Source organism: Streptomyces sp. CRN 30 (genome assembly GCF_034105845.1).
Genome location: NZ_JAVRHI010000257.1, coordinates 45339 through 69805 on the forward strand (window position 1 = coordinate 45339; position 24467 = coordinate 69805).

General features: G+C 73.1%; 23 protein-coding genes and 1 pseudogene. 18 read left to right on the plus strand and 6 right to left on the minus strand.

Annotated elements, in window-relative coordinates:
• Window positions 1-43: 43 nt before the first annotated feature.
• Complete coding sequence (locus UW392_RS26890; protein WP_414496705.1) at window positions 44-331, minus strand: hypothetical protein; 288 nt, start codon at window positions 329-331, stop codon at window positions 44-46.
• Here UW392_RS26890 and UW392_RS26895 point away from each other — a divergent pair.
• From UW392_RS26895 to UW392_RS26905, 3 genes are read left to right on the plus strand one after another with little or no spacing between them, the layout of a single operon-like run.
• A complete protein-coding gene (locus UW392_RS26895) occupies window positions 300-1292 on the plus strand; it encodes a site-specific integrase (protein WP_320777711.1) in 993 nt (330 codons plus the stop codon). The two genes, UW392_RS26890 and UW392_RS26895, sit on opposite strands and share 32 nt — an antisense overlap.
• Before the next feature lie 27 nt (window positions 1293-1319).
• Window positions 1320-2234: a HipA family kinase gene (locus tag UW392_RS26900; RefSeq protein WP_320777712.1), complete on the plus strand. Its 915-nt coding sequence runs from the start codon at window positions 1320-1322 to the stop codon at window positions 2232-2234.
• Entirely contained in the window at window positions 2231-2527 is a 297-nt protein-coding gene (locus UW392_RS26905; protein ID WP_320777713.1) for a SelT/SelW/SelH family protein, read from the plus strand. The genes UW392_RS26900 and UW392_RS26905 overlap by 4 nt, the downstream gene beginning before the upstream one ends.
• Window positions 2528-2545: 18 nt before the next feature.
• Here UW392_RS26905 and aceB read toward each other — a convergent pair whose 3' ends face one another.
• Together aceB and UW392_RS26915 are read right to left on the minus strand one after the other, a co-directional pair.
• Complete coding sequence (gene aceB / locus UW392_RS26910; protein ID WP_320777714.1) at window positions 2546-4171, minus strand: malate synthase A; 1626 nt, start codon at window positions 4169-4171, stop codon at window positions 2546-2548.
• 158 nt (window positions 4172-4329) lie between these two features.
• Complete coding sequence (locus UW392_RS26915; protein ID WP_320777715.1) at window positions 4330-4950, minus strand: nucleotidyltransferase family protein; 621 nt, start codon at window positions 4948-4950, stop codon at window positions 4330-4332.
• Between the two features lie 203 nt (window positions 4951-5153).
• On the opposite strand from UW392_RS26915, the gene UW392_RS26920 reads away from it, so the two are divergent.
• The gene (locus tag UW392_RS26920; protein ID WP_320777716.1) at window positions 5154-5468 is read left to right on the plus strand and encodes a DUF5955 family protein; all 315 of its coding nucleotides are present in this window, start codon (window positions 5154-5156) and stop codon (window positions 5466-5468) included.
• 50 nt (window positions 5469-5518) lie between these two features.
• Here UW392_RS26920 and UW392_RS26925 read toward each other — a convergent pair whose 3' ends face one another.
• Window positions 5519-6325 (minus strand): IclR family transcriptional regulator, encoded by an 807-nt coding sequence (locus tag UW392_RS26925; RefSeq protein WP_320777717.1) that lies wholly within the window; start codon window positions 6323-6325, stop codon window positions 5519-5521.
• 322 nt (window positions 6326-6647) lie between these two features.
• On the opposite strand from UW392_RS26925, the gene allB reads away from it, so the two are divergent.
• Window positions 6648-7997, plus strand: a complete 1350-nt coding sequence (gene allB / locus UW392_RS26930; RefSeq protein WP_320777718.1) for an allantoinase AllB — start codon at window positions 6648-6650, stop codon at window positions 7995-7997.
• A gap of 101 nt (window positions 7998-8098) precedes the next feature.
• A complete protein-coding gene (gene alc / locus UW392_RS26935; protein WP_320777719.1) occupies window positions 8099-9229 on the plus strand; it encodes an allantoicase in 1131 nt (376 codons plus the stop codon).
• Window positions 9230-9326: 97 nt separating this feature from the next.
• On the opposite strand, the pseudogene UW392_RS26940 reads toward alc, so the two are convergent.
• A pseudogene (locus tag UW392_RS26940) lies at window positions 9327-9434 on the minus strand (dihydrofolate reductase); the annotation flags it as partial.
• Window positions 9435-9577: 143 nt separating this feature from the next.
• Between UW392_RS26940 and UW392_RS26945 the strand changes: the two are divergent.
• Window positions 9578-9973, plus strand: a complete 396-nt coding sequence (locus UW392_RS26945) for a ribonuclease (protein WP_320777720.1) — start codon at window positions 9578-9580, stop codon at window positions 9971-9973.
• Window positions 9974-9994: 21 nt separating this feature from the next.
• Here the strand turns inward: UW392_RS26945 and UW392_RS26950 are convergent, their stop codons facing one another.
• Entirely contained in the window at window positions 9995-10219 is a 225-nt protein-coding gene (locus UW392_RS26950; RefSeq protein WP_320777721.1) for a hypothetical protein, read from the minus strand.
• Window positions 10220-10672: 453 nt separating this feature from the next.
• Between UW392_RS26950 and UW392_RS26955 the strand changes: the two genes are divergently transcribed.
• From UW392_RS26955 to UW392_RS27005, 11 genes are all read left to right on the plus strand, one after another.
• Window positions 10673-10936 (plus strand): hypothetical protein, encoded by a 264-nt coding sequence (locus tag UW392_RS26955; RefSeq protein ID WP_320777743.1) that lies wholly within the window; start codon window positions 10673-10675, stop codon window positions 10934-10936.
• Window positions 10937-11007: 71 nt separating this feature from the next.
• A complete protein-coding gene (locus tag UW392_RS26960; RefSeq protein ID WP_320777740.1) occupies window positions 11008-12207 on the plus strand; it encodes a sensor histidine kinase in 1200 nt (399 codons plus the stop codon).
• Window positions 12208-12268: 61 nt separating this feature from the next.
• Window positions 12269-12928 carry a response regulator transcription factor gene (locus tag UW392_RS26965; RefSeq protein ID WP_320777722.1) on the plus strand — a complete coding sequence of 220 codons (660 nt, stop codon included), beginning with the start codon at window positions 12269-12271 and terminating at the stop codon, window positions 12926-12928.
• Between the two features lie 145 nt (window positions 12929-13073).
• The gene (locus tag UW392_RS26970) at window positions 13074-13823 is read left to right on the plus strand and encodes a GntR family transcriptional regulator (protein ID WP_320777741.1); all 750 of its coding nucleotides are present in this window, start codon (window positions 13074-13076) and stop codon (window positions 13821-13823) included.
• A 292-nt stretch (window positions 13824-14115) separates the two neighbouring features.
• Complete coding sequence (locus tag UW392_RS26975) at window positions 14116-15129, plus strand: sugar ABC transporter substrate-binding protein (RefSeq protein WP_320777723.1); 1014 nt, start codon at window positions 14116-14118, stop codon at window positions 15127-15129.
• Entirely contained in the window at window positions 15126-16166 is a 1041-nt protein-coding gene (locus UW392_RS26980) for an ABC transporter permease (protein WP_320777724.1), read from the plus strand. The genes UW392_RS26975 and UW392_RS26980 overlap by 4 nt, the downstream gene beginning before the upstream one ends.
• Complete coding sequence (locus tag UW392_RS26985) at window positions 16163-16966, plus strand: ATP-binding cassette domain-containing protein (RefSeq protein WP_320777725.1); 804 nt, start codon at window positions 16163-16165, stop codon at window positions 16964-16966. The genes UW392_RS26980 and UW392_RS26985 overlap by 4 nt, the downstream gene beginning before the upstream one ends.
• A gap of 163 nt (window positions 16967-17129) precedes the next feature.
• Window positions 17130-18278 carry an ROK family glucokinase gene (locus tag UW392_RS26990; protein WP_320777726.1) on the plus strand — a complete coding sequence of 383 codons (1149 nt, stop codon included), beginning with the start codon at window positions 17130-17132 and terminating at the stop codon, window positions 18276-18278.
• A complete protein-coding gene (locus tag UW392_RS26995; RefSeq protein WP_320777727.1) occupies window positions 18275-18853 on the plus strand; it encodes a sugar kinase in 579 nt (192 codons plus the stop codon). Before UW392_RS26990 ends, UW392_RS26995 begins: the two co-directional genes overlap by 4 nt.
• A 152-nt stretch (window positions 18854-19005) precedes the next feature.
• Window positions 19006-21876 (plus strand): DEAD/DEAH box helicase, encoded by a 2871-nt coding sequence (locus UW392_RS27000; RefSeq protein WP_320777728.1) that lies wholly within the window; start codon window positions 19006-19008, stop codon window positions 21874-21876.
• Window positions 21873-24002: an SWIM zinc finger family protein gene (locus UW392_RS27005; RefSeq protein ID WP_320777729.1), complete on the plus strand. Its 2130-nt coding sequence runs from the start codon at window positions 21873-21875 to the stop codon at window positions 24000-24002. The genes UW392_RS27000 and UW392_RS27005 overlap by 4 nt, the downstream gene beginning before the upstream one ends.
• Window positions 24003-24467 lie beyond the last annotated feature (465 nt).

Consider the following 24467-nt stretch of genomic DNA (forward strand, 5'->3'; position numbering starts at 1 on the left):
GCGCCGACGCGCCGCGGCGGGCGTCTGCGGCTGGTGGTGGTGTTCACAGCTGGCCTCCGTAGGCCGCCGTGGCGTCGGAGGGGTTGGTCCATGCCCGGAGCGGGGTGCTGCGTGAGGTGTCGGCGTTCATCACCTCGTTGACGAGGCTGGGCAGGGTGCTGGGGTGCAGTCCCTTGGGGCGGTGCAGCACCAGCGCGGCGCGGACGCGGTCGGGGGTGATGCCGTCCGCGAGCAGGGTGCGGACCTCGCGTCCGAGGTGGCCCAGGAAGCTGGAGGGCGGGCGTTCGGCACACGCGGCGATGCACTCGCCGACGCCCCTCAAGAACATCACGGCGGCCGACCTGCGCGTCTACATCGCGACGATGGAAGGCGCCGTCCCCTCCGTCGACTACCGTCGCGGCATCCTCTCCGAGCTGTCCTCCATCCTGGAGGCGGCCGTGGACGACAAGCGGCTCGCCGCGAACCCCATGCGTGCGAAGTCCGTGCGGTGGCCCCGGGCCGCGCAGGGGCGCCGTGAGGTGTGGCCGTTGGAGACCGCGCTGCGGGTCCGCGACGTGATCAGCCCGCGGAACCGGATCGCCGTCGTGCTCGGTCTCGGGTGCGGGCTCCGGCAGGGCGAGGTGTTCGGGCTCAGCCCGGAGGACATCGACTACGGGCGGGGCGTGCTCCGCGTCCGGCGCCAGGTCCAGGCGGTCAATGGGAGGCTCTACTTCGCCCTGCCGAAGGCAAGAAGACCCGCATCGTCGACATGCCCCCCCGTGGTGGCCGAGGCGCTGAAGCGCCACGTCGCGGCGTTCCCGCCCCTGGAGGTCGAGTTGCCGTGGGAGAGGCCGGCCGCGACCGCTCAGCGCAGGAAGTACCCCCTGCTGCTCACCACCCGCTACGGCAACGCCATCGCGGTGAACACGTGGAACACCTACACCTGGAAGCCCGCGCTGGCCAAGGCCGGCGTCATCCGGCCGCAGGCGGAGGGGGCGAAGCAGTGGCAGTGGGAGGCGGCCCCGCACGACGGCTTCCACGTGCTGCGGCACACCTTCGCCTCGATCATGCTGGAGGCGGGGGAGTCCGTGGTGACCGTGGCCCGCTGGCTGGGGCACTCCTCACCGGCGATCACCCTCGGTTACTATGCACACTTCATGCCAGAAGCAGGAAGCAAGAAACGCACGGCCATCGACGGACTGCTGGGGAGGACAGGGAACAGCATGTCGCTCCAGACTCCCCAGATTCTCCCCACGGCTGTCAGCGGGCCATTCCGCTCGACGACTGGTTCGGGAGGTGGCCGTGGAATGTAAGGCCGAGGGGGCAGGTTGGCTGCGGAAATGCTGAGACACGTCACCGCCACCCGCTACCTCGAACCCCTCACCACCGGCGGCTCCGTCCCCGCGCTCGTCGAGGCCGATGACCTCGGGACGTACGTCGTGAAGTTCACCGGGTCCGCGCAGGGGCGCAAGGCGCTGGTCGCCGAGGTGGTCGTCGGGGAGCTGGCGCGCGCGCTCGGGCTGCGCTTTCCCGAGCTGGTGCTGATCGACTTCGACCCGGCGATTGCCGACGCCGAACCGCACCAGGAGGTGCGCGAGCTGCACCGCGCCAGTGCCGGGGTCAACCTGGGCATGGACCATCTGCCGGGTGCCGCGGACTTCACCCCCGAGGCCGCCCGGACGTTCCCCGTCGATCCGCTGGAGGCGGGACGGATCGTCTGGCTCGACGCCCTCACGGCCAACGTCGACCGTACGGTGCACAGCTGCAACCTGCTGATCTGGCCGACACTGGGCACCGTCCCGCCGCGGCTGTGGCTGATCGACCACGGTGCCGCCCTCGTCTTCCACCACCGCTGGGACAGCGCCGACCCGGCGAAGGCGTACGACTTCCGCCACCACGCCCTCGGGCGGTACGGCCCCGACGTGCGGGCCGCCGACGCCGAGCTGGCGCCGAAGGTGACCGAGGGGCTGCTGCGCGACATCACCGCCGAGGTGCCCGACGCGTGGCTGGCCGCTGACGACGGCTTCACGTCCCCCGGCGACGTGCGCGAGGCGTACGTTCGGCATCTCCACGCGCGCGTACGGGCGTCAGAGGTGTGGCTGCCCACCGACTTCCCCACCCGGGAGGAACTCGCCGCCGAGGACGAGCGGCGGGCGGCGCTCACCCGCCGGGGGCGTCCGGACTGGCTCAAGCGGGTCCCCGACCTGCACGGCAAACCGGCGGCGGAACAGGATTGGTCGGTGCATCTGAAGTGACGGACACGCAGCAGGGGAACGCCACCCGCGTCGAGATCGAGTACTGCACCCAGTGCCGCTGGCTGCCCCGCGCCGCCTGGCTGGCCCAGGAACTGCTGACCACCTTCGAGGCCGAGGTGACCGAGCTGGCGCTCAAGCCCGGCACCGGCGGGGTGTTCGTCGTGCGGGCCGGTGGCGAGGTGGTCTGGGACCGCCGCGAGCACGGGTTCCCGGAGCCGACGGCGGTGAAGCGCGCCGTACGCGACCGAGTGGCCCCGGGCAAGACCCTGGGCCACTCGGAACGGGCGAAGTGAGCGTCGGCTCGCCGGGCGTCAGCCCTTGAGCCGCTCGTACGCCGGCAGCGTCAGGAAGTCAGCGTAGTCCTCGTCGAGGGAGACGGTCAGCAGCAGGTCGTGGGCCTGCTGCCAGTTCCCGGCCGCGAACGCCTCGTCGCCCAGCTCCGCGCGGATGTCCGCCAGCTCCTCGGCGGCGACCTTGCGGGCGAGGTCGGCGGTGACCGGCTCGCCGTTGTCGAGGACGACACCGGCGTTGATCCACTGCCAGATCTGCGACCGGGAGATCTCGGCGGTCGCCGCGTCCTCCATGAGGTTGAAGATGGCGACCGCGCCGAGGCCGCGCAGCCACGCCTCGATGTAGCGGATGCCGACCTGGACCGCGTTGACCAGGCCCGCGTACGTCGGCTTGGCGGCGAGGGAGTCGATCGCGATCAGGTCGGCGGCCTTGACGTCGACGTCCTCGCGCAGCCGGTCCTTCTGGTTCGGCTTCTCGCCGAGGACCTTGTCGAAGGAGTCCATGGCGATCGGGACCAGGTCGGGGTGGGCGACCCAGGAACCGTCGAAGCCGTCACCGGCCTCGCGGTCCTTGTCGGCGCGGACCTTCTCGAACGCGACCTTGTTGACCTCCGCGTCCCGCCGCGAGGGGATGAACGCCGCCATGCCGCCGATCGCGTGTGCGGCGCGCTTGTGGCAGGTGCGGACGAGGAGTTCGGTGTACGCCCGCATGAACGGGGCGGTCATCGTCACCGCGTTGCGGTCCGGGAGGACGAACTTCTCGCCGCCGTCCCGGAAGTTCTTCACGATCGAGAAGAGGTAGTCCCAGCGGCCGGCGTTCAGGCCCGAGGCGTGGTCGCGCAGCTCGTAGAGGATCTCCTCCATCTCGTACGCCGCCGTGATCGTCTCGATGAGGACGGTCGCGCGGACGGTGCCCTGCGGGATGCCGACGTAGGTCTGGGCGAAGACGAACACCTCGTTCCAGAGGCGGGCCTCCAGGTGCGACTCCGTCTTCGGCAGGTAGAAGTACGGGCCCTTGCCGAGGTCGATCAGGCGCTGGGCGTTGTGGAAGAAGTACAGGCCGAAGTCGACCAGCGCGCCGGGCACCGGGCGGCCGTCCGCGTCGACGAGGTGGCGCTCGTCCAGGTGCCAGCCGCGCGGGCGGGTGACGACGGTGGCGAGTTCCTCGTTCGCCTTCAGCGCGTACGACTTGCCCGACGCGGGGTCGGTGAAGTCGATGTTCCGGGTGTAGGCGTCGATCAGGTTGACCTGGCCGAGGACGACGTTCTCCCAGGTGGGCGCGGAGGCGTCCTCGAAGTCGGCGAGCCAGACCTTGGCGCCCGAGTTGAGCGCGTTGATGGTCATCTTGCGGTCGGTGGGACCGGTGATCTCCACCCGGCGGTCGTTCAGGGCGTCCGGCGCCGGAGCCACCCGCCAGGAGTCGTCCGCGCGGATCGCGGCGGTCTCCGGGAGGAAGTCGAGCGTGGAGGTGCGGGCGATCTCGGCGCGGCGCTCCGCGCGGCGTGCGAGGAGTTCGTCACGCCGGGGCGTGAACCGGCGGTGCAGCTCGGCCACGAAGGCGAGCGCCGCGTCGGTGAGGACCTCCTCCTGCCGCGGCAGGGGCTCGGCGTCGACGATGGCCAGCGGGGACGGCGCTGGTGCGGACATGAGACGTCACTTCCTTCAGCGGGCTTCAGGGCGTACCGCGACCCGCGGAGCGGTCGGTCGGGCGCTTCTGGTCAGTGGATAGTAGTTTCCTTATGGTGGAAGTTCAATGGTTTGTTGATGTCGAGATTCTCCGGGTCGAGGGAAAGCGTCTCCGGGTGTCAGGCGAGGTGGCGCAGGTCAGCGGGGGTGTCGATGTCGTAGGGGCGTGCCACGTCACCGCACTCGACGAGCGCGATCTCACGCGCGTGGTCCTTCAGATAGGCGCGTGCCCCCCGGTCCCCGGTGGCAGTCGCGGCGATGTCCGCCCAGTGCGCCGCGCCGAAGAGGACGGGGTGGCCGCGCACGCCGTCGTACGCGGCCGAGACGAGCGACGTCCCGTCGCGGTACGCGGCCCGCACCCGGGCCACCGCCTCGGCGCCGATGCCGGGCTGGTCCACCAGGCAGACGAGCGCGGCCTCCGCGTCCGTCCCGGCCAGTGAGCCGAGCCCGGCGCGCAGCGAACTCCCCATGCCCTGCTCCCACGCCGGGTTGTCGACCAGGACGCACCCGTCGAGAGCGGCGCGGGCGCGCACGTCGTCCGCCCCCGCGCCCAGCACGACGTGCACGCGGGTGCAGCCGCCCGCGCGCAACGCCTGGACGGCGTGTTCGACCAACGGCCGGCCGTGGTGTTCCAGCAGCGCCTTGGGGCGTCCGCCCAGCCGCCGGCCACCGCCCGCCGCGAGCAGCAGGCCGATGACCTGGCCTCCGTACGGGGCTCCGGGATCTTCATGGTCCGTCATGCGTCCTGCATACCGGACCGGCCGGACGACGCCCCGGCGAGCACCGTATTTCGCGGGACTGAATTTCGGCCCCCGCTGTGGCGCGTGCGGTAGCGGGTGGCGTTAACTGACCTCCGCCCCCTGCGGCGCCCGACCAGCGCCGAGGGGACATGGGGAAGCGGGATCACGTGACGGCGCACAACGGCGTGCGAGGGGGAGGGGCTGTGTTGCGTAGCGTGGAGCAGAGGCAAGTGGCCGACGGTGACGAGGACGTGCGGGTGAGGGAGCTGCGGACCGCGGTGGCCCGGCTGCGCCGACGGCTCGCCGCGTTGCCGACCGAGTTTCCCGACCGGGGCGTCGCCGAGGAGGAGTTGGCGGACCTCGCCGCGATGGCGGCCCACGGCGTACCGGAGGTGCCGCGGCTGCGGCGTTCGCTGCTGCTGCTCGCCGGCGCGATCGGCTCCGTCAGCGCGCTGTCGGGCGGACTGACGGAGGTCCGCCACGCCGTGGAACTCTTCGGGGAGTCGCCGCGGCGGTGAGGTGACGCGGCGGTGATGACGGAGGGCGGCGGAGCCCCCGGCGGGACTCGTCAGGCCGCCGGGTGTCCCCCCGACGCCAGCAGCGCCTGCGACAGTTCCGCCGCCACCTGCTGGAGCACCGGCACGATCGTGGAGGTCGCGTCCTCGGTGACCCGGCCGGCCGGGCCCGAGATCGAGATGGCGGCGGCGGTGGGGGAGTCGGGCACGGAGACGGCGAGGCAGCGCACGCCGATCTCCTGCTCGTTGTCGTCGATCGCGTACCCCTGCCGCCGCACCTCCTCCAGCGCCGCGAGGAAGCCGTCCGGCGTGGTGATCGTCTTCTCGGTGGCGGCCGGCATGCCGGTACGGCCCAGCAGCGCGCGCACCTCCTCGGGCGGGCAGTCGGCGAGCAGCGCCTTGCCGACGCCGGTGGAGTGCGGCAGCACCCGCCGGCCGACCTCGGTGAACATGCGCATCGAGTGCTTGGACGGCACCTGCGCCACGTAGACGATCTCGTCGCCGTCGAGCAGCGCCATGTTGGCCGTCTCACCGGTCTCCTCGACCAGCCGGGCCAGGTGCGGACGCGCCCACGTGCCCAGCAGCCGGGAGGCCGACTCGCCGAGCCGGATCAGCCGCGGGCCGAGCGCGTACCGGCGGTTGGGCTGCTGCCGTACGTACCCGCAGGCGACCAGGGTGCGCATCAGGCGGTGGATGGTGGGCAACGGCAGCCCGCTGCTCGCGGACAGCTCGCTCAGGCCGACCTCGCCGCCCGCGTCCGCCATGCGTTCGAGCAGGTCGAAGGCGCGCTCCAGGGACTGGACGCCACCGCTCGCGGAGGGCCTGGCGGAGTCGGTGGTGCTGGCGCTGGACGTCGGCACGGCGCGTTCCTTTCGGGGCGGACGGGAGGGCAGAAGCCTACCCGGCGGCCGGTTGACTCCCTGCTTGTACGTAGCTACGTTCTGCGTACCGAAAGTTTAATTCCGCTTTGTGGAAACGTCCAGTGGTGTGCGTCCACCGCGTCCAGGGGTGGGTCCACGGGCGCGTCCACGGGTGAGTCCACGGGCAGTGTGCCTCTTGACGGCGCGGAAGCGGCGGAGGAAGACTCCTTCAACAGAACGTTGAAGTTTGTTGCGTGGCGGTCGACGCCGGTCCCCCGAAGCGGGTCCGCGGGACGACGACGGCGGCGAGAGAGGGGTTCGTGTGTCCGAAGCTGAATCCAACGCTGAACTGGTGCTGCGCTCGACGCGGGTGGTCACTCCCGAAGGGACCCGCTCCGCGTCGATCCTGGTGCGCGGGGGAACGATCTCGGCCGTCCTGCCGCACGACGCCCCCGTCCCGGCCGGTGCCCGCCTGGAGGACGTCGGCGACCACGTCGTGCTGCCCGGCCTCGTCGACACCCACGTACACGTCAACGACCCCGGCCGCACCGAGTGGGAGGGCTTCTGGACCGCCACCCGCGCCGCGGCCGCCGGCGGCATCACCACCCTCGTCGACATGCCGCTCAACTCGCTGCCGCCGACCACGACCGCCGACCACCTGCGCGTCAAGCGCGAGGTCGCCGCCGACAAGGCCCACATCGACGTCGGCTTCTGGGGCGGCGCCCTGCCCGACAACGTCAAGGATCTCCGCCCGCTGCACGAAGAGGGTGTCTTCGGCTTCAAGGCGTTCCTGTCGCCCTCGGGCGTCGACGAGTTCCCCCACCTCGACCAGGAGCAGCTCGCCCGCTCCCTCGCCGAGATCTCCTCCTTCGGCGGCCTGCTGATCGTGCACGCCGAGGACCCGCACCACCTGGCCGCCGCCCCCCAGCTCGGCGGCCCCCGCTACAGCCACTTCCTCGCCAGCCGCCCCCGGCACGCCGAGGACACCGCCATCGCGGGCCTCGTCGCACAGGCCAAGCGGTACGACGCGCGCGTGCACGTCCTGCACCTGTCCTCCAGCGACGCGCTGCCGCTGATAGCCGAGGCCCGCGCCGAGGGTGTCCGGCTGACCGTCGAGACCTGCCCGCACTACCTGACCCTGACCGCCGAGGAAGTGCCCGACGGAGCCAGCGAGTTCAAGTGCTGCCCGCCCATTCGCGAGGCCGCCAACCAGGACCTGCTGTGGCAGGCGCTGGCCGACGGCACCATCGACTGCGTCGTCACCGACCACTCGCCGTCCACCGCCGACCTCAAGACGGACGACTTCGCCACCGCCTGGGGCGGCATCTCCGGCCTCCAGCTCAGCCTGCCGGCGATGTGGACCGCGGCACGCGCGCGTGGGCACTCCCTGGAGGACGTCGTCCGCTGGATGTCCGCCCGGACCGCCGCACTCGTCGGCCTCGACCGCAAGGGCGCCGTCGCGGTGGGCCGCGACGCCGACTTCGCCGTCCTCGCGCCCGACGAGACGTTCACCGTCGACCCGGCCGCCCTCCAGCACCGCAACCGCGTCACCGCGTACGCGGGCCGGACCCTCCACGGCGTCGTCAAGTCCACCTGGCTGCGCGGACAGCGCGTGGCCGCCGACGGCACGTTCACCGAGCCGAAGGGGCGCCTCCTCACCCGCGGCCGCTGACCGCCACCTCCGCCCCGCCTGAACCGAAAGCCGCTGACCACCACCCCCGCCCCCGCCCCCACTCCCACCCCAGCCCTAACCGAAAGGAAGACCCGATCACCGTGACGGCCCAGCAGAGTTCCTCGTCGGCCACCTTCACCGGAGACGCGAACCCCTACGGAGGCGGTGACCCGTACGCGGACTACCGCACCGCCGACCACCCCTTCACCCACCTCGCCAACCTCGCCGACCGGCGGCTCGGCGCGGGTGTCGTCGCCGCCAACGACGAGTTCTTCGCCCAGCGCGAGAACCTGCTGGTGCCCGAGCGGGCCGAGTTCGACCCCGAGCACTTCGGGCACAAGGGCAAGATCATGGACGGCTGGGAGACCCGCCGGCGCCGCGGCGTCTCCGCCGGCGAACCCTGGCCCACCGACGACGACCACGACTGGGCGCTGATCCGCCTCGGCGCGCCCGGCGTCATCCGCGGCATCGTCGTCGACACCGCGCACTTCCGCGGCAACTACCCGCAGGCCGTCTCCGTCGAGGGCGCCTCGCTGCAGGGCTCCCCGTCGCCGGAGGAACTGCTCGCCGAGGACGTGAAGTGGACGACGCTCGTCCCGCGCACCGCGGTCGGCGGCCACGCCGCCAACGGCTTCGCCGTCTCCGCCGAACAGCGCTTCACCCACCTGCGTCTCAAGCAGCACCCCGACGGCGGCATCGCCCGCCTGCGCGTGTACGGCGAGGTCGTACCCGACCCGGCGTGGCTCGCGGCGCTCGGCGCCTTCGACGTGGTCGCCCTGGAGAACGGCGGACAGGTCGAGGACGCCTCCGACCTCTTCTACTCGCCCGCCACCAACACCATCCAGCCCGGCCGCTCCCGCAAGATGGACGACGGCTGGGAGACCCGGCGCCGCCGCGACCGGGGCAACGACTGGATCTCCTACCGCCTGGCCGAGCGCTCCGCCGTCCGCGCCCTGGAGATCGACACGGCGTATCTGAAGGGCAACTCGGCCGGCTGGGCCGCCGTCTCCCTCAAGGACGGCGAGGACGGCGAGTGGCGCGAGATCCTGCCGCGCACCCGCCTCCAGCCCGACACCGACCACCGCTTCGTCCTCCCCGAGGAGGCCGTCGGCACCCACGCGCGCGTGGACATCTACCCCGACGGCGGTATCTCCCGGCTGCGCCTGTTCGGCTCCCTCACGGCCGACGGCACGACCCGCCTGGCCGCCCGCCACCAGGAACTGGGCGGCTGACCCGCGGGGGCCCCGCGCCGCGCCGCGCGGGGGGATGAGTTCCGGCAGCCGTAGGGGTCTGCCCCGAGGACAGCGGACTCGCGACCTCGGAAGGCAGGCCCCCTAGGGTTCGGCGGAAGCCGTCGCTGGTGTCCTCCCCCGGGCCGCCGGGTCCCTGGTAGACGCCGTCGAGGGTGACGAAGGTGGTGATCACGAGCTTGCCCATGCCCGAGTTCGGCACGTACGAGCTGCCCGCGGACGTTTGAGAGGCGCCGGTCGGTTAACCGCGTGAAAACTCATCACACCCGAAGGGATAATTCTTCGGTCTTGTCATTGACATGCCATCGTCTACGCGCGTCATCATGGGACATGCGATTCCCCCCACACGCAGCACGCGTCGGCGCGGCCGCCGCAGCCCTGACCGCCCTCCTGCTGGGCGGCACCGTCTCCGCGACCACGGCCGCGGCCCTGCCCGCGGCCGTCGGCGACATCTGCTACAGCGACCTGCCGTCCCAGGCCCACGACACGCTCGACCTGATCGAGCAGGGCGGCCCCTACCCGTACGAACAGGACGGGACCGTCTTCCAGAACCGTGAGGGCATCCTGCCCAGCCAGTCCAGCGGTTACTACCACGAGTACACGGTGGTCACCCCGGGCTCCTCCACGCGCGGCGCCCGCCGCATCGTCACCGGTGAGGAAAGCCAGGAGGACTACTACACGGCCGACCACTACGCCTCGTTCGACCTGGTCGACCACGGCTGCTGACACCGGGCGGGGGCCCGGCGCTCACCCGGGGCCCCCGCCGCCCTTCCGGTCGCCCGCGATGCCCTCGGCGGCGGCGCACACCGCCAGACCCAGGACGAGCAGGGCGACGCTCGCGTAGATCTCGTAACCGTCGAGAAAGCCGATCCGCTGCACGAGCCCCACGTGCCAGTCGGTGAACTCGTGCGCCAGGCCCGCCGCTCCCTGCAGGACGGCCAGGGCGCCCAGCAACTCCAGCAACTGCTTCATGGCACAGACTCTCGCCCCGCGGACCCCCCACGCACATCGGCCGCGGGGCGAGACCCGTACGACGGAAGGCCCGCGCTCGCGCGGTCCTCGCTACGGAAGTCCATCGTGCCCGCGACGAAAGTCCACCGTCCCAGCGGCGAACGTCCACCGCCCATGCCGACGGAAGTTCGCCGCCTTGCGACTTCGGTAGGGGATGCGGTCGCGGAGGCGGTGCCCGGGACGAGTGCTGCGTAGATTTGTCGACCGTGACGAGCGGACCGGACGGAGACGACGGAGCGGACGAGCCGGGCGGGAGGGGCGCGCCGGGCGCGCCGAATTCGTGGGACGGCCCGGCGGGCGCCGGGGGAGGTGCTGTCGGCCGGGGTACTGCGGAAGGCACGGGCGGCCTGGCCGCGGTAATGGACATGGGTGGTTCGGGTGCGGTCGGGGGCACGGGCGGTCCGGGTGGTTCGGGTGCGGTCGGGGACGCGGGCGGTCCAGGAGGCGCGGGAGGCGCGGGAGGCGCGGGCGAGGCCGGAGGCCCAGACGAGTCCGGAGGCCCAGACCAAGCTGGAGGCCCGGACCAAGGTGGAGGCCCAGACCATGCTGGAAGCACGGCCGAAGCTGGAGGCGCGGGCGGTCCGGGCCGGGTGGGCGACGCGGCCGGATCGCGCGGATCGGGTGGATCGCCTGGTCCGGGTGGCCCGCGAGGCCCGCGTCGATCAGGTGGCCCGCTAGGCCCGCGCGGGTCGCGTGGGCCCGGTGGGGCGGTCGAGGCCGTCCCCGGCTTCGCCGGGCGGCACTGGCTCCTGCCCTCCGCGCTCCTCGACGCACTCGACCCCGCCGCCCCGCGGTCGCGATCCGGCGGACGGCCCCGGCGGACCGTCCGCGACTGGCTGGTCGACTTCACCTGCTTCCTGCTCGCGGTCGTCATCGGCCTGCTCGGAGCGGACGCGCTGGAGCACGAACCGGGCCTCTCGCCGGCCATGGCGGCCGCGGACCAGCTGATCGGCGCCCTGTCCTGCGCCGCCGTCTGGCTGCGGCGCCGCCACCCGGTGGGGCTCGCCGTGGCGATGGTCCCGGTCTCGCTCGTCTCCTCCTCGGCGGGCGGAGCCGTGATCATCTCCCTCTTCACCCTCGCCGTGCACCGGCCGTTCCGGTACGTGGCCTGGGTGGGCGGCGCGTCGATCGCGCTCGTACCCGTGTACTTCTGGCTCCGTCCGGACCCCGAACTGTCCTACCTCGGGGGCATCGCCTTCGGCCTGCTGCTCAGTACCGCGGTGCTCGGCTGGGGCATGCTCGCCCGGTCCAAACGGCAACTGCTCGTCAGCCTGCGGGACCGGGCCCGGCGCGCCGAGAACGAGGCGCGGCTGCGGGCCGAGCAGGCGCAGCGACTGGCCCGCGAGGCCATCGCCCGGGAGATGCACGACGTCCTCGCCCACCGCTTGACGCTGCTCAGCGTGCACGCGGGGGCCCTGGAGTTCCGGCCGGACGCGCCGCGCGAGGAGGTGGCGCGGGCGGCGGGCGTCATCCGCGAGAGCGCGCACGAGGCGTTGCAGGACCTGCGGGAGATCATCGGGGTGCTGCGCGCGGGGGACTCCGACGACGCGGGACGGCCGCAGCCGACCCTCGCCGCGCTCGACGGACTCGTCGCCGAGTCCCGGGAGGCCGGCATGAAGGTCACGCTCGCCGGGTGCGTCGACGACCCCGCCGACGCACCCGCCTCCGTCGGCCGTACCGCCTACCGGGTCGCGCAGGAGGCCCTGACCAACGCCCGGAAGCACGCGCCGGGCGCGGAGGTGTCCCTGACGGTCGGCGGCGCCCCGCGTGACGGCCTCACCGTGACCGTGCGCAACGCTCCGCCCGACGGGGACGCGCCGCCCGTGCCGGGCTCCGGACAGGGCCTGATCGGTCTGGCCGAGCGCGCCACGCTGGCGGGCGGCACGCTGGAGCACGGCCCCACGGCCGACGGCGGCTACGAAGTACGGGCGTGGCTGCCGTGGAGATGAGGGGCGGGACGGGACGGGCGAGGGGGTGGGGCGGGGGTCCGCTCCGTGATTACGTAATCCCATGACCGCCATCCGACTGCTCCTCGTCGACGACGACCCCCTGGTGCGGGCCGGGCTGTCCCTCATGATCGGCGGCGCCGACGGCATAGAGATCGTCGGCGAGGCCGCCGACGGCTCCGAGGTCGAGGCGCTCGTCGACCGCACCCGCCCGGACGTCGTCCTCATGGACATCCGGATGCCGGGGACGGACGGACTGACCGCCACCGAACGGCTGCGCGGGCGCCCGGACGCCCCGCAGATCGTCGTGCTCACCACCTTCCACGCGGACGAGCAGGTGCTGCGGGCGCTGCGCGCGGGCGCCGCCGGATTCGTCCTCAAGGACACTCCGCCCGCCGACATCGTCGACGCCGTACGCCGGGTCGCGGCGGGCGACCCCGTCCTGTCGCCCGCCGTGACCCGGCGGCTGATGGACCACGCTGCCGGTGGAGCCGCCGACACGCGGCGGGCACGCGCGCGTGCCCGTCTCGCCGTCCTCAACGACCGCGAGCGCGAGGTCGCCGTCGCGGTCGGTCGGGGCCTCGCCAACGCGGAGATCGCGGCGGAGCTGTTCATGAGCGTGGCCACGGTCAAGGCCCACGTCTCCCGCGCCCTGGCCAAACTGGACCTCAACAACCGCGTGCAGGTCGCCCTGCTCGCCTACGACGCGGAACTCACCCGGTGAAAGAAGCCGAACTCACCTTGTGACAGGAAATGAGCGCAGGAGATGAGCGATTCCGCCCGGATCGTGGCTATGTCCTGACAACCGGACTACACGACTTCCCGTCAACAGCGCACGCGGCTACGCTCGCCACGTGCCCAAACCAGTCGTGGACCCGACCGTCTCGCTCGACCTCAGCGTGGACCGGAGCAGTCCGGTGCCGCTGTACTTCCAGCTGTCGCAGCAGCTGGAGGCGGCCATCGAGCAGGGCGCCCTGACCCCGGGCAGCCTGCTGGGCAACGAGATCGAGCTGGCCGGCCGGCTCGGACTGTCCCGGCCCACCGTCCGCCAGGCCATCCAGTCGCTCGTCGACAAGGGCCTGCTCGTACGCCGCCGCGGCGTCGGAACCCAGGTCGTGCACAGCAAGGTCAGGCGCCCGCTGGAGCTGAGCAGCCTCTATGACGACCTGGAGGCGGCGGGGCAGCGCCCGGCCACGAAGGTACTGGTCAACGACGTCGTACCGGCGACTGCCGAGGTCGCCGCCGCGCTCGGCGTGGCCGAGCGGAGCGACGTCCACCACGTGGAGCGACTGCGGCTGACCCACGGCGAGCCGATGGCGTACCTCTGCAACCACCTGCCGTCCGGTCTCGTCGAGCTGGACACCGCGCAGCTGGAGGCCACCGGCCTGTACCGCCTCATGCGCTCCGCCGGGATCACCCTGCACAGCGCCCGCCAGTCCGTGGGGGCCCGCGCCGCCACCGCCGCCGAGGCCGAGCGGCTCGGCGAGGAGGAGGGCGCCCCGCTGCTCACCATGGAGCGTGTCACGTACGACGACACCGGCCGCGCGGTCGAGTTCGGCACCCACACCTACCGGCCGTCCCGCTACTCCTTCGAGTTCCAGCTGCTCGTACGGTCCTGAGCCGCACCTCCACGTCCGGACGGCCGCTAATGCCTATGTCCGGACGGTCGCGAACGCCTATGTCCGGACGGCCGCGAATGCCTATGTCCGGACGGCCGCTAATGCCTCTTCCGGACGGCCGCGCTCCCCTTTGTCCGGACAATCGCACGGGCATACGAGCCCCCGTGGATCGCGCCGAGCCCGTGTATCGGACAATGTGGCGTTTGGAAACACCCGGCACACAGCACTCAGCGCACAGCTCGCGCAGGACGCACGGCACGCGCAGGACGCACGGCAAGAAGGGCACGGCCTCGTGGCACGGTTTCGGACCTGGAGGACCTGGACAGGCATCGCGCTGGCAGGGGCCTTGTCGCTCTCCCTCGCGGGATGCAGCAGCACCGGCGGCAAGCGTGCCGAGGACGCCCGCAAGGCCGCCGCGGCCCAGGGGAAGGCGGCGGTGAACACGCCCCGCTGGACCATCGCGATGATCACCCACTCGGGCGATGGCGACACCTTCTGGGACATCGTCCAGAGCGGCGCCGAGCAGGCCGCCGTCAAGGACAACATCAACTTCCTGTACTCCCACGACGACGAGGCCCAGCAGCAGGCGCAGCTGGTGGACGCGGCCGTGGACAAGAAGGTCGACGGGATCATCGTCACGCTGGCCAAGCCCGACGCGATGAAGGCAGCCGTCGCCCGCGCGGTGAAGGCCGGCATCCCGGTGGTCACGGTGAACTCCGGCTCGGCCGAGTCCAAGGAGTTCGGCGCGCTCACCCACATCGGCCAGGACGAGTCGATCGCCGGTGAGGCCGTCGGCGAGGAGCTGAACGAGCGCGGCCGCAAGAACGCGCTCTGCGTCCTGCACGAGCAGGGCAACGTCGGGCACGAGCAGCGCTGCGACGGCGTCGAGGAGACCTTCGACGGCAAGGTCCAGCGGCTCTACGTCACCGGCACCAGCATGCCGGACGTGCAGTCCGCCCTGGAGGCCAAGCTGCAGACCGACAAGAGCGTGGACGCCGTCGTCACGCTCGGCGCGCCGTACGCGGACACCGCCGTCAAGGCCAAGGAGAGCGCGAACAGCAAGGCCGAGATCGACACCTTCGACCTGAACGCCAAGGTGGCCGCCGGTCTCAAGGACGGCTCCCTCGGTTTCGCCGTCGACCAGCAGCCCTACCTCCAGGGCTACGAGGCGGTCGACCTGCTGTGGCTGTACCGCTACAACGCCGACGTCCTCGGCGGCGGACAGCCCGTGCTCACCGGCCCGCAGATCATCACCGCGGACGACGCCGACGCGCTGGCCGACTACACGAAGCGGGGCACCCGATGAGCACCACCGAGGCCCCGGTCACTGACGAAAGGATTCTGCGGACCTCGCCGCTGCGCAAGCTGCTCGGCCGTCCCGAGCTGGGCTCGGTCGTCGGCGCGCTCGCCGTCTTCGTCTTCTTCGCCTTCGCCGCGGACAGCTTCCTGCGCGCGTCCAGCATGAGCACGGTGCTGTACGCCTCCTCCACGATCGGCATCATGGCCGTCCCCGTGGCGCTGCTGATGATCGGCGGCGAGTTCGACCTGTCGGCGGGTGTCATGGTCACCTCGTCGGCCCTGGTGTCGTCGATGTTCAGCTACCAGATGACGGCGAACGTCTGGGTGGGCGCCGGCGTCTCCTTGCTGGTCACCCTGGCGATCGGCGCCTTCAACGGCTTCATGCTGACCCGCACCAGGCTGCCCAGCTTCATCGTCACGCTCGGCACCTACCTGATGCTGACCGGCGCGAACCTCGGCGTGACCAAACTGATCGACGGCACCGTCTCCACCAAGACGATCGCCGACATGGAGGGCTTCCCCTCCGCGAAGGCGCTCTTCGCCTCGACGATCACCGTCGGCGGCGTCGACTTCAAGGTCACCATCCTGTGGTGGATCGGCCTCATCGCCGTCGCCAGCTGGATCCTGCTCCGCACCCGCGCGGGCAACTGGATCTTCGCGGTCGGCGGCAACCAGGACGCCGCGCGCGCGGTGGGCGTCCCGGTCACCCGGACGAAGATCGGCCTCTACATGGGAGTGGCCTTCGGCGCCTGGATCGCCGGGCAGCACCTGCTCTTCTCGTACGACGTCGTCCAGTCCGGCGAGGGCGTAGGCAACGAGCTGATCTACATCATCGCCGCAGTCATCGGCGGCTGCCTGATCACCGGCGGCTACGGCAGCGCCATCGGCTCGGCCGTGGGCGCGTTCATCTTCGGCATGACGAGCAAGGGCATCGTCTTCGCCGAGTGGAACCCCGACTGGTTCAAGTTCTTCCTCGGAGCGATGCTGCTCCTCGCGACCCTGCTCAACGTCTGGGTCCGCAAGCGCGCGGAGGCCACCAAGTGACGCAGACCGGAACCGCGACGGCCCCGCTCGTCGAGCTGTCGGACGTCAGCAAGCAGTACGGGAACGTCCGCGCCCTGGAGGGCGTCTCCCTCCAGGCGCACGCCGGGGAGATCACCTGCGTGCTCGGCGACAACGGCGCGGGCAAGTCCACCCTCATCAAGATCATCGCTGGGCTGCACCAGCACGACGGCGGCACCTTCTCCCTGGAGGGCGAGGAGACCCGCCTGTCCTCCCCGCGCGAGGCACTGGACCGCGGCATCGCCACCGTCTACCAGGACCTCGCCGTCGTCCCGCTGATGCCGGTGTGGCGCAACTTCTTCCTCGGCTCCGAGCCGCGCACGGGCGTCGGCCCCTTCAAGCGCATGGACGTCGACCTCATGCGCCGCACCACCCGCGCGGAACTCCTCCGCATGGGCATCGACCTGCGCGACGTGGACCAGCCCATCGGCACGCTCTCCGGCGGCGAGCGCCAGTGCGTGGCCATTGCCCGCGCGGTGTACTTCGGCGCGAAGGTCCTCGTCCTGGACGAGCCGACCGCGGCGCTGGGCGTGAAGCAGTCGGGCGTGGTCCTGAAGTACGTGGCGGCGGCCCGCGACGAGGGTCTGGCCGTCGTCTTCATCACACACAACCCGCACCACGCGTACCTGGTGGGCGACCGCTTCGTCCTCCTCAAGCGCGGCACGATGACCGGCAACCACACCCGCGCCGACATCACCCTGGACGAACTGACCCGCCAGATGGCGGGCGGCAACGAACTGGACGACCTCCGCCACGAACTGCGGCGGGACGGCAAGGACTGACAGGCGGAGGACGAGGCGCCCCCCAGGGGCGCGGGAAACTTCGCGAACAGCCACGACGCTCCCGCACCCGGCACCCCACCACACCCCCCACGAACATGATCCGCACCACCCTGTCCCCGGAGGGTTCGGCGACTGCCGCACCCGTGCGGCACAATCGCACCCGATGAGCACCTACCGCGACCTCACCGCTCCCATCGGCTCCCGCCGGGCCACCGTGCTGCGCACCGTCGGCACCCGGGAGCGCCGCTCCCACCTCACGGCGCCCCGCGTGCCGACGGTCGGCATCGACATCGGCGGCACCAAGGTGATGGCGGGGGTGGTCGACGCCGACGGCACCATCCTGGAGAAGGTCCGCGCGGAGACCCCGGACAAGTCCAAGAGTCCCCAGGTCGTCGAGGACACCATCGTCGAACTGGTCCTGGACCTCTCCGACCGGCACGACGTGCACGCCGTCGGCATCGGCGCGGCGGGCTGGGTCGACGCGGAGCGCAACCGCGTCCTCTTCGCCCCCCACCTGTCCTGGCGCAACGAACCCCTCCGGGACCGCCTCTCGGGCCGCCTCTCCGTGCCCGTCCTCGTCGACAACGACGCCAACACCGCCGCCTGGGCCGAGTGGCGCTTCGGCGCGGGGCGCGACGAGGACCACCTCGTCATGATCACCCTGGGCACCGGCATCGGCGGCGCGATCCTCGAAGGCGGCCAGGTCAAGCGGGGCAAGTACGGCGTCGCCGGCGAGTTCGGCCACATGCAGGTCGTCCCCGGCGGGCACCGCTGCCCCTGCGGCAACCGCGGCTGCTGGGAGCAGTACAGCTCGGGCAACGCCCTCGTCCGCGAGGCCCGCGAGCTGGCCGCCGCCGACTCACCCGTGGCCTACGGGATCATCGAGCACGTCAAGGGCAGCATCGGCGAGATCACCGGCCCGATGATCACCGAGCTGGCCCGCGAGGGCGACGCCATGTGCATCGAGCTGCTCCAGGACATCGGCCAGTGGCTCGGCGTCGGCATCGCCAACCTCGCCGCCGCCCTCGACCCGTCCTGCTTCGTGATCGGCGGTGGCGTCAGCGCCGCCGACGACCTGCTGATCGGCCCCGCCCGGGACGCCTTCAAGCGCCAGCTCACCGGCCGCGGCTACCGACCCGAGGCCCGCATCGTCCGCGCCCAGCTCGGCCCCGAGGCCGGCATGGTCGGCGCCGCCGACCTGGCCCGCCTGGTCGCCCGCCGCTTCCGCCGCGCCAAGCGCCGCCGGGTCGAGCGCCACGAGCGCTACGAGCGCTACGCGCAGGCCCGCCGTACGGAGCGGGAGGCGCTGTGACGGACCTGCCCTACCCGGCCGCGGCGGCGGGCGGGCCGGAGCGTCCGGCCGAGGGCCGCCGGCACATGATCCGCCGCCGGGCGCTCACCCTGCTCATCATCGTGCTGCTGATCGGCGTCCCGGCCGGGTACCTGGTGATCTCCGCCGACCAGAGCCGCAGCAGCGGCCGGGACAAGGAGGAGAAGTACTCGGCGACCGGCCTGACCGAGGGCTGGCCCTCGAAGCTTCAGCGCCGCCTCTACCAGATCCCCGTGCCGCACCCGGCCGACAAGGTCGCGTACTACGAGACGAACAACTGGAAGACCAGCCGCCTCTACGTCCAGTTCCGGACCACCGCCGCCGGTCTGGACGCGTTCCTCGCGGGCGTCGGCGTCGACCGCGGTGCCCTGGAGCAGGACGACATCTCCATCGGCAGCCGCGACCGGCGCGTCACCGGCTGGGACTTCTCCGGACCGGACCGGTGGTGGGGCCTGGTCCGCACCCAGGAGAACCCCGCACCCACCCAGGACGTCGTGGTCGACCTGGCCGACCCGAACCTGCCGATGATCTACGTCGTCTCCCGCACCGTGCCCTGACCACACGGCGTCCACTGACCGCACGGCGTCCCCGGTCCGCACCGCGTCCTCGACCGGGCCGTCCCGATCGGTGCCCGGAGCCGATTGTCAGACCCCGCCCGTAGAGTCGAAGACAGTTGATGCGACGGACCGGGCGGGAGGTGACAGAACGTATGAGTGACACGGCGCTGTCCGCACCATACGCACCTTCGGCGTCGGCGGCACCCGTGCCGTCCGTGCCCGCCCGCCTCGCCGCCGTCTTCCTGCCCGCCCCGCTGCCGCGCCAGGGCCGCGTCGCCTTCTGGGACCCCGACGCGGATGAGCCGCCCGGGGCCACGACGGACGAGGCCGCCGAGGAGCGGCTCACGGTCGTACGGCCGCACGGCACCCGCGTACGCCGCAAGGACGTCCCCGCCCTGACGCTCCCCGTGGAAGCCGCCCTGCCCCTGCTGACGCGCGCCCGGCACGACCCGGCCGCTCACCCCGCCACCGCATGCTGGGGCGCCGCCGCCCTGCACGCCCTGCGGCTGGCCGCCAGGGGCCGCCTGCTGCCCGGCCTGACCGCCGACGGCCACGACGCCTGGCGCGCCGGACCGCTGGACCCGGACGACATCGCCCACCTCCGGGCCGTCGCCGCCGCCCTGCCGCCCGAGGGACACGCGGTCCCGCTGGACGGACCCGGACCGCTCCGGCTGCCCGAGCCGCGCGCGCTCGTCCGCGCCTTCCTGGACGCGGTCGCCGACACCCTGCCCCGCACCCCGGCCGCGCCCCACGCCGTCGGCCGGCCCTTCGCCGCCCGCCCCGCCCAGCGGCTGACCGGCGCACAGGACTGGGCCGCCGAGGTCGCCGCCGGCATGGACGCGGGCGTGCGGATCTCGCTCCGCCTGGACCTGTCGCCGTTCGACCTCTTCGACGCCTCGGGGAGCGCGGGGGGTCCGGGCGGTTCGGCCGGCGCCGCGGTGGTCCAGGTGCACAGCCTCGCCGACCCCCTGCTCGTGGCCGACGTCGCCGACCTGTGGTCGGGGGCCGCCGACCACACGTTCGGACCGCGCGCCCGGGTGGACGCGGCGCTCGCGGTGCGCCGCGCGGCCCGGATCTGGCCCCCGCTGGACCGCCTCACCGAGCAGGACGTACCGGACGTGCTCGCCCTGTCCGAGCAGGAGGTGACCGACCTCCTCGGGGTCGCCGCGACCCGGCTCGCCGCCGCCGGGGTCGCCGTGCACTGGCCCCGCGACCTGGCCCAGGACCTCACCGCGGCGGCCGTCGTCCGGCCCGCGCCCGGATCGGCGACCGACGGCACCGGCTTCTTCGAGAGCGGCGAACTGCTCCGGTTCAGCTGGCAGCTGGCACTCGGCGGCGACCCGCTCACCGAGGCCGAGATGGACCGGCTCGCCGAGGCGCACCGCCCGGTCGTCCGGCTCCGCGACCGCTGGGTACTGGTCGACCCCGCCCTGGTCCACCGCGCCCGCAAGCGGGACCTGGGGCTGCTCGACCCCGTCGACGCACTGTCCGTGGCCCTCACCGGCCACGCGGAGGTCGACGGCGAGACGGTGGAGGCGGTACCGGCGGGCGCGCTGGCCGCGCTGCGCGACCGGCTCACCGCCGGCCTCCGCCCGGCCGACCCGCCCCCCGGCCTCGACGCCACCCTCCGCGACTACCAGCTCAAGGGCCTGGCCTGGCTCGACCTGATGACCTCCCTCGGCCTCGGCGGCTGCCTCGCCGACGACATGGGCCTCGGCAAGACGGTCACCCTCATCGCCCTGCACCTGAAGCGGGCCCGTACCGAACCCACCCTCGTGGTCTGCCCGGCGTCGCTGCTGGGCAACTGGCAGCGGGAGATCACCCGGTTCGCGCCCGGCGTCCCCGTCCGCCGCTTCCACGGCCCCGACCGCACGCTGGACGGAGTGGCCGGCGGCTTCGTCCTCACCACCTACGGCACCATGCGCTCGGCGGCGGCCACCCTCGCCGACCGGCCCTGGGGAATGGTCGTCGCCGACGAGGCACAGCACGTCAAGAACCCCTTCTCGGCGACGGCCAAGGCCCTGCGCACCCTCCCGGCCCCCGCCCGCGTGGCCCTGACCGGCACCCCCGTGGAGAACAACCTCTCCGAGCTGTGGGCCCTCCTCGACTGGACCACCCCCGGGCTGCTCGGCCCGCTGAAGTCCTTCCGCGCCCGCCACGCCCGCGCCGTGGAGAACGGCGAGGACGAGGAGGCCGTGACCCGCCTGGCCCGGCTGGTCCGTCCCTTCCTGCTGCGGCGCCGCAAGTCCGACCCCGGCATCGTCCCCGAACTGCCGCCGAAGACCGAGACCGACCACTCCGTGCCGCTCACCCGCGAACAGGCCGCGCTGTACGAGGCGGTGGTACGGGAGTCGATGGCCGTGATCGAGAGCGCGCAGGGCATCGCCCGCCGGGGCCTGGTGCTGAAGCTGCTCGGCGCGCTGAAGCAGATCTGCAACCACCCCGCGCTGTACCTCAAGGAGAACCACCGGCAGCCCGCCGACGCGGCCGCCGCGCGCTCCGGCAAGCTCGCCCTGCTCGACGAACTGCTGGACACGGTGCTCGCGGAGGACGGTTCCGTGCTGGTCTTCACGCAGTACGTCGGCATGGCCCGGATCCTCACCGCGCACCTCGCCGCCCGCGCGGTCCCCGTCGAACTCCTCCACGGGGGCACTCCGGTGCCGGAGCGCGAGCGCATGGTGGACCGCTTCCAGAGCGGTGCGACCCCGGTCCTGGTGCTGTCCCTGAAGGCGGCGGGCACCGGCCTCAACCTCACCCGGGCCGGCCATGTCGTCCACTTCGACCGCTGGTGGAACCCGGCCGTGGAGGAGCAGGCCACCGACCGCGCCTACCGCATCGGGCAGACCCAGCCGGTGCAGGTGCACCGGCTCGTCACCGAGGGCACGGTCGAGGACCGCATCGCGGAGATGCTCGCCGCGAAGCGGGCCCTCGCCGACGCGATCCTCGGCGGCGGCGAGGCCGCCCTGACCGAACTGACGGACCGCGAGCTGTCCGACCTGGTGTCCCTGCGGAGGCCGTCATGACATCCCGCCCGGCGGACGAGGCCCGCCGCGCGTTGCGCGCGGCGCGCGAGCGGAGGGAGGCGGCGGAGCCGCCCGAGACAACGGAACCGCCCGTGGAGACGGGCTCGCCCGAGGGGAGGCAGCCGTCCCAGGGGCCAGGACCGGCGACCCGGGCTTCGGGGCGGGCGTCCCAGAGGCCGGAGCGGGCGTCCCAGGCCTCTGAGCAGGCCGAGGAGCAGGGGCAGGCTGAGGAGCAAGGGCAGGGCAAGGAGACGGAACAGGCTGAGGGGGAGCGGCTGTCCGTGTCCTCGCCCGTCGCCGGGCCCCGCCCGGGGGACGCCGCCCGCGCGGCCCTCCGTCGCGCGGTGTCGTCCCGCCGGCCCGTACCGTCCGGGACGGCGCCGGACACGGAGGAGCAACCGGCTGAGCCGGGACACGCCCCCGCCTCCCACGGGACCGGAACACACGCCCCCGAGCGGGCGGAGACGGCGGACACGTCCGCGCCCGCACTCACCTCCGCGCCCGGCGACGTGGCGAGGGAGGCACTGCGCGCCGCACGCCTGGAGGTACGCCGTGCGGACGACGTGCGCCGGAAGGGAACACCCGTCAGCCGTAGGGGCGGCGGCGAACCGCACGCGGAGCGCCCCGACTCGGTGGCGGCGACCCGTGCCCGCACCGTGCGCGACGCGCTCGCCCACGCCTTCCTGCTACCGCCCGACGCGGACGCCGATGCGAACGCCGATGTGAACGGCGACGCGGACGCCGACGCGGGCATCGACGACGAGGCGCCGGCCCGGGACCCCGCACCGGTATCCGGAACCACCACCCCTGCCACCGCCGGTGTCGGCGACGGGACCGGCGAGGCCCGTTCCCCCCGGTCCATGGCAGCGCCCGACCGTGACGGCGACCTGCGCCGTACCTTCCCGCCGTTCCCTCCTCTGTCCTCGGGCGAGGCGGACCGGCGGACGTGGTGGGGCAACGCGTGGGTCGCCGCGCTGGAGGACGGCGCGCTGGACGCGGGGCGGCTGGCGCGGGGGCGCGGGTACGCCGAGCAGGGCTACGTCGACGCCATCACCGTCACGCCGGGGCTGGTGCTGGCGTACGTCAAGGGCAGCCGCCCCCGCCCGTACCGGGTGCAGGTGCGACTGCGCACCCTGAGCGACGCGGACTGGGAGCGGTTCCTGGACGCCGCCGCCGAGCGGACGGGATACATCGCGGCGCTGCTGGACAAGGAGTTGCCGACCGGTCTAGCGGACTGCGGCGTCCCGCTGCTGCCGGGCCCCGGCGACCTCGCGCCCCGGTGCAGCTGTCCGGACTCCGGGCATCCGTGCAAGCACGCCGCCGCTCTCTGCTACCAGACGGCGCGACTGCTCGACGCGGACCCGTTCGTCCTGCTCCTGCTGCGCGGCAGGGGTGAGCGCGAGCTGCTCGACGCGCTCTCCCGGCTGAGCGCGGCCCGAGCGGCCCGTGCCGTACAGGACCACGACCCGGCCGCGCTGCCCGGCGTCCGCGCGGCCGAGGCGCTGGCCGCGACGGGGAGCGGACGCCCCCTCCTGCCACCGCCGTTGCCCGTACCCCCGCACCCCGAGCAGCCACCGGCCTACCCGGCGTCCCCGGGCGGCCCCGACCCGTTCGCGCTCGACCAGTTGGCGACCGACGCGGCGGCCCGCGCTCACGCCCTGCTCGCCACGGGACGTGATCCGGTCGGCGGGCTGACGCTGTGGCAGGACGCGGTGCGTCTGGCGGCGGCCCGGCCCGGTTCGGGACTCACCGCCGGTACCCGTGCGCTGTACTCCGCGCTGGCCGGGGCGGCCGGCCGGGACACGGCCGAGCTGGCCTGCGCGGTGGCCGCGTGGCGACAGGGCGGGGCGGAGGGGCTCCGGGTCCTGGAGGAGCCCTGGGACCCGCCGGCCGGCCGTTTCGACCGGGCCAGACCCCTGCTGCTCGCCGCGGACCTGCCGGCGTTCCGGCCGTGGCGCAACCGCCTCACCCACCCCGGCGGCCACATACAGCTCCGCTTGGGCCAGGACGGCCTGTGGTACGCGTACGAGTCCGAGCCGGACCGCGACGACTGGTGGCCCCGGGGCACCCCGGACCTGGACCCGGTCGGCGCCCTCACCGGCCTCGGCACCCCGGACCCCGTCTGACGGGCCGACCGACCGACGGGCCGACGGGCCGACCGGCCGACCGACCGGCCCGCTCGCGGACGGCCCCGTGCCGAAGACGGCCCGGCCGCCCCGCCCTGTCCCGCCCCGCCCAGCCCAGCCCAGCCCAGCCCTGTTCCTCCCTTCCCCGGAGCCTCCCGCGCGCGGACCAGGGGTGCGGAACCGGCCAGTCCTGGCCCGGCCACCCTGCTCACGAGGGACGCGCGAGAGGTCCACGGCAACGCGGTGCGCGGCCGTGCGGCACGGCCTGCGCTTGCGCCACCGCCGACGACCGTGCCGGGCCGACCGGATGCACCGGCACCTCGTGCCCGTGGGCTGGTCGTCGCCCGGCGCCGGTTCCATGCTGGGCGACGCCGTCCCCGCCGTGGCCGGGCGGAACCACCCGCACGCAGGAGGTGTGGCATGCCGGATCCCGTCGAACCCCCCAGGGGCCCCGGCCCGTCCCCC

Excerpts from the sequence above, each read along its gene's own strand:
- UW392_RS26980 (WP_320777724.1), top strand. The coding sequence starts at position 15,126 with ATGAGCACCACCGAGGCCCCGGTCACTGACGAAAGGATTCTGCGGACC.
- aceB (WP_320777714.1), bottom strand. The coding sequence starts at position 4,171 with ATGTCCGCACCAGCGCCGTCCCCGCTGGCCATCGTCGACGCCGAGCCC.
- UW392_RS27000 (WP_320777728.1), top strand. The coding sequence starts at position 19,006 with ATGAGTGACACGGCGCTGTCCGCACCATACGCACCTTCGGCGTCGGCG.
- UW392_RS26895 (WP_320777711.1), top strand. The coding sequence starts at position 300 with ATGCACTCGCCGACGCCCCTCAAGAACATCACGGCGGCCGACCTGCGC.
- UW392_RS26950 (WP_320777721.1), bottom strand. The coding sequence starts at position 10,219 with ATGAAGCAGTTGCTGGAGTTGCTGGGCGCCCTGGCCGTCCTGCAGGGA.
- UW392_RS26965 (WP_320777722.1), top strand. The coding sequence starts at position 12,269 with ATGACCGCCATCCGACTGCTCCTCGTCGACGACGACCCCCTGGTGCGG.
- UW392_RS26915 (WP_320777715.1), bottom strand. The coding sequence starts at position 4,950 with ATGACGGACCATGAAGATCCCGGAGCCCCGTACGGAGGCCAGGTCATC.
- UW392_RS27005 (WP_320777729.1), top strand. The coding sequence starts at position 21,873 with ATGACATCCCGCCCGGCGGACGAGGCCCGCCGCGCGTTGCGCGCGGCG.
- UW392_RS26945 (WP_320777720.1), top strand. The coding sequence starts at position 9,578 with ATGCGATTCCCCCCACACGCAGCACGCGTCGGCGCGGCCGCCGCAGCC.
- UW392_RS26900 (WP_320777712.1), top strand. The coding sequence starts at position 1,320 with ATGCTGAGACACGTCACCGCCACCCGCTACCTCGAACCCCTCACCACC.
- UW392_RS26990 (WP_320777726.1), top strand. The coding sequence starts at position 17,130 with ATGAGCACCTACCGCGACCTCACCGCTCCCATCGGCTCCCGCCGGGCC.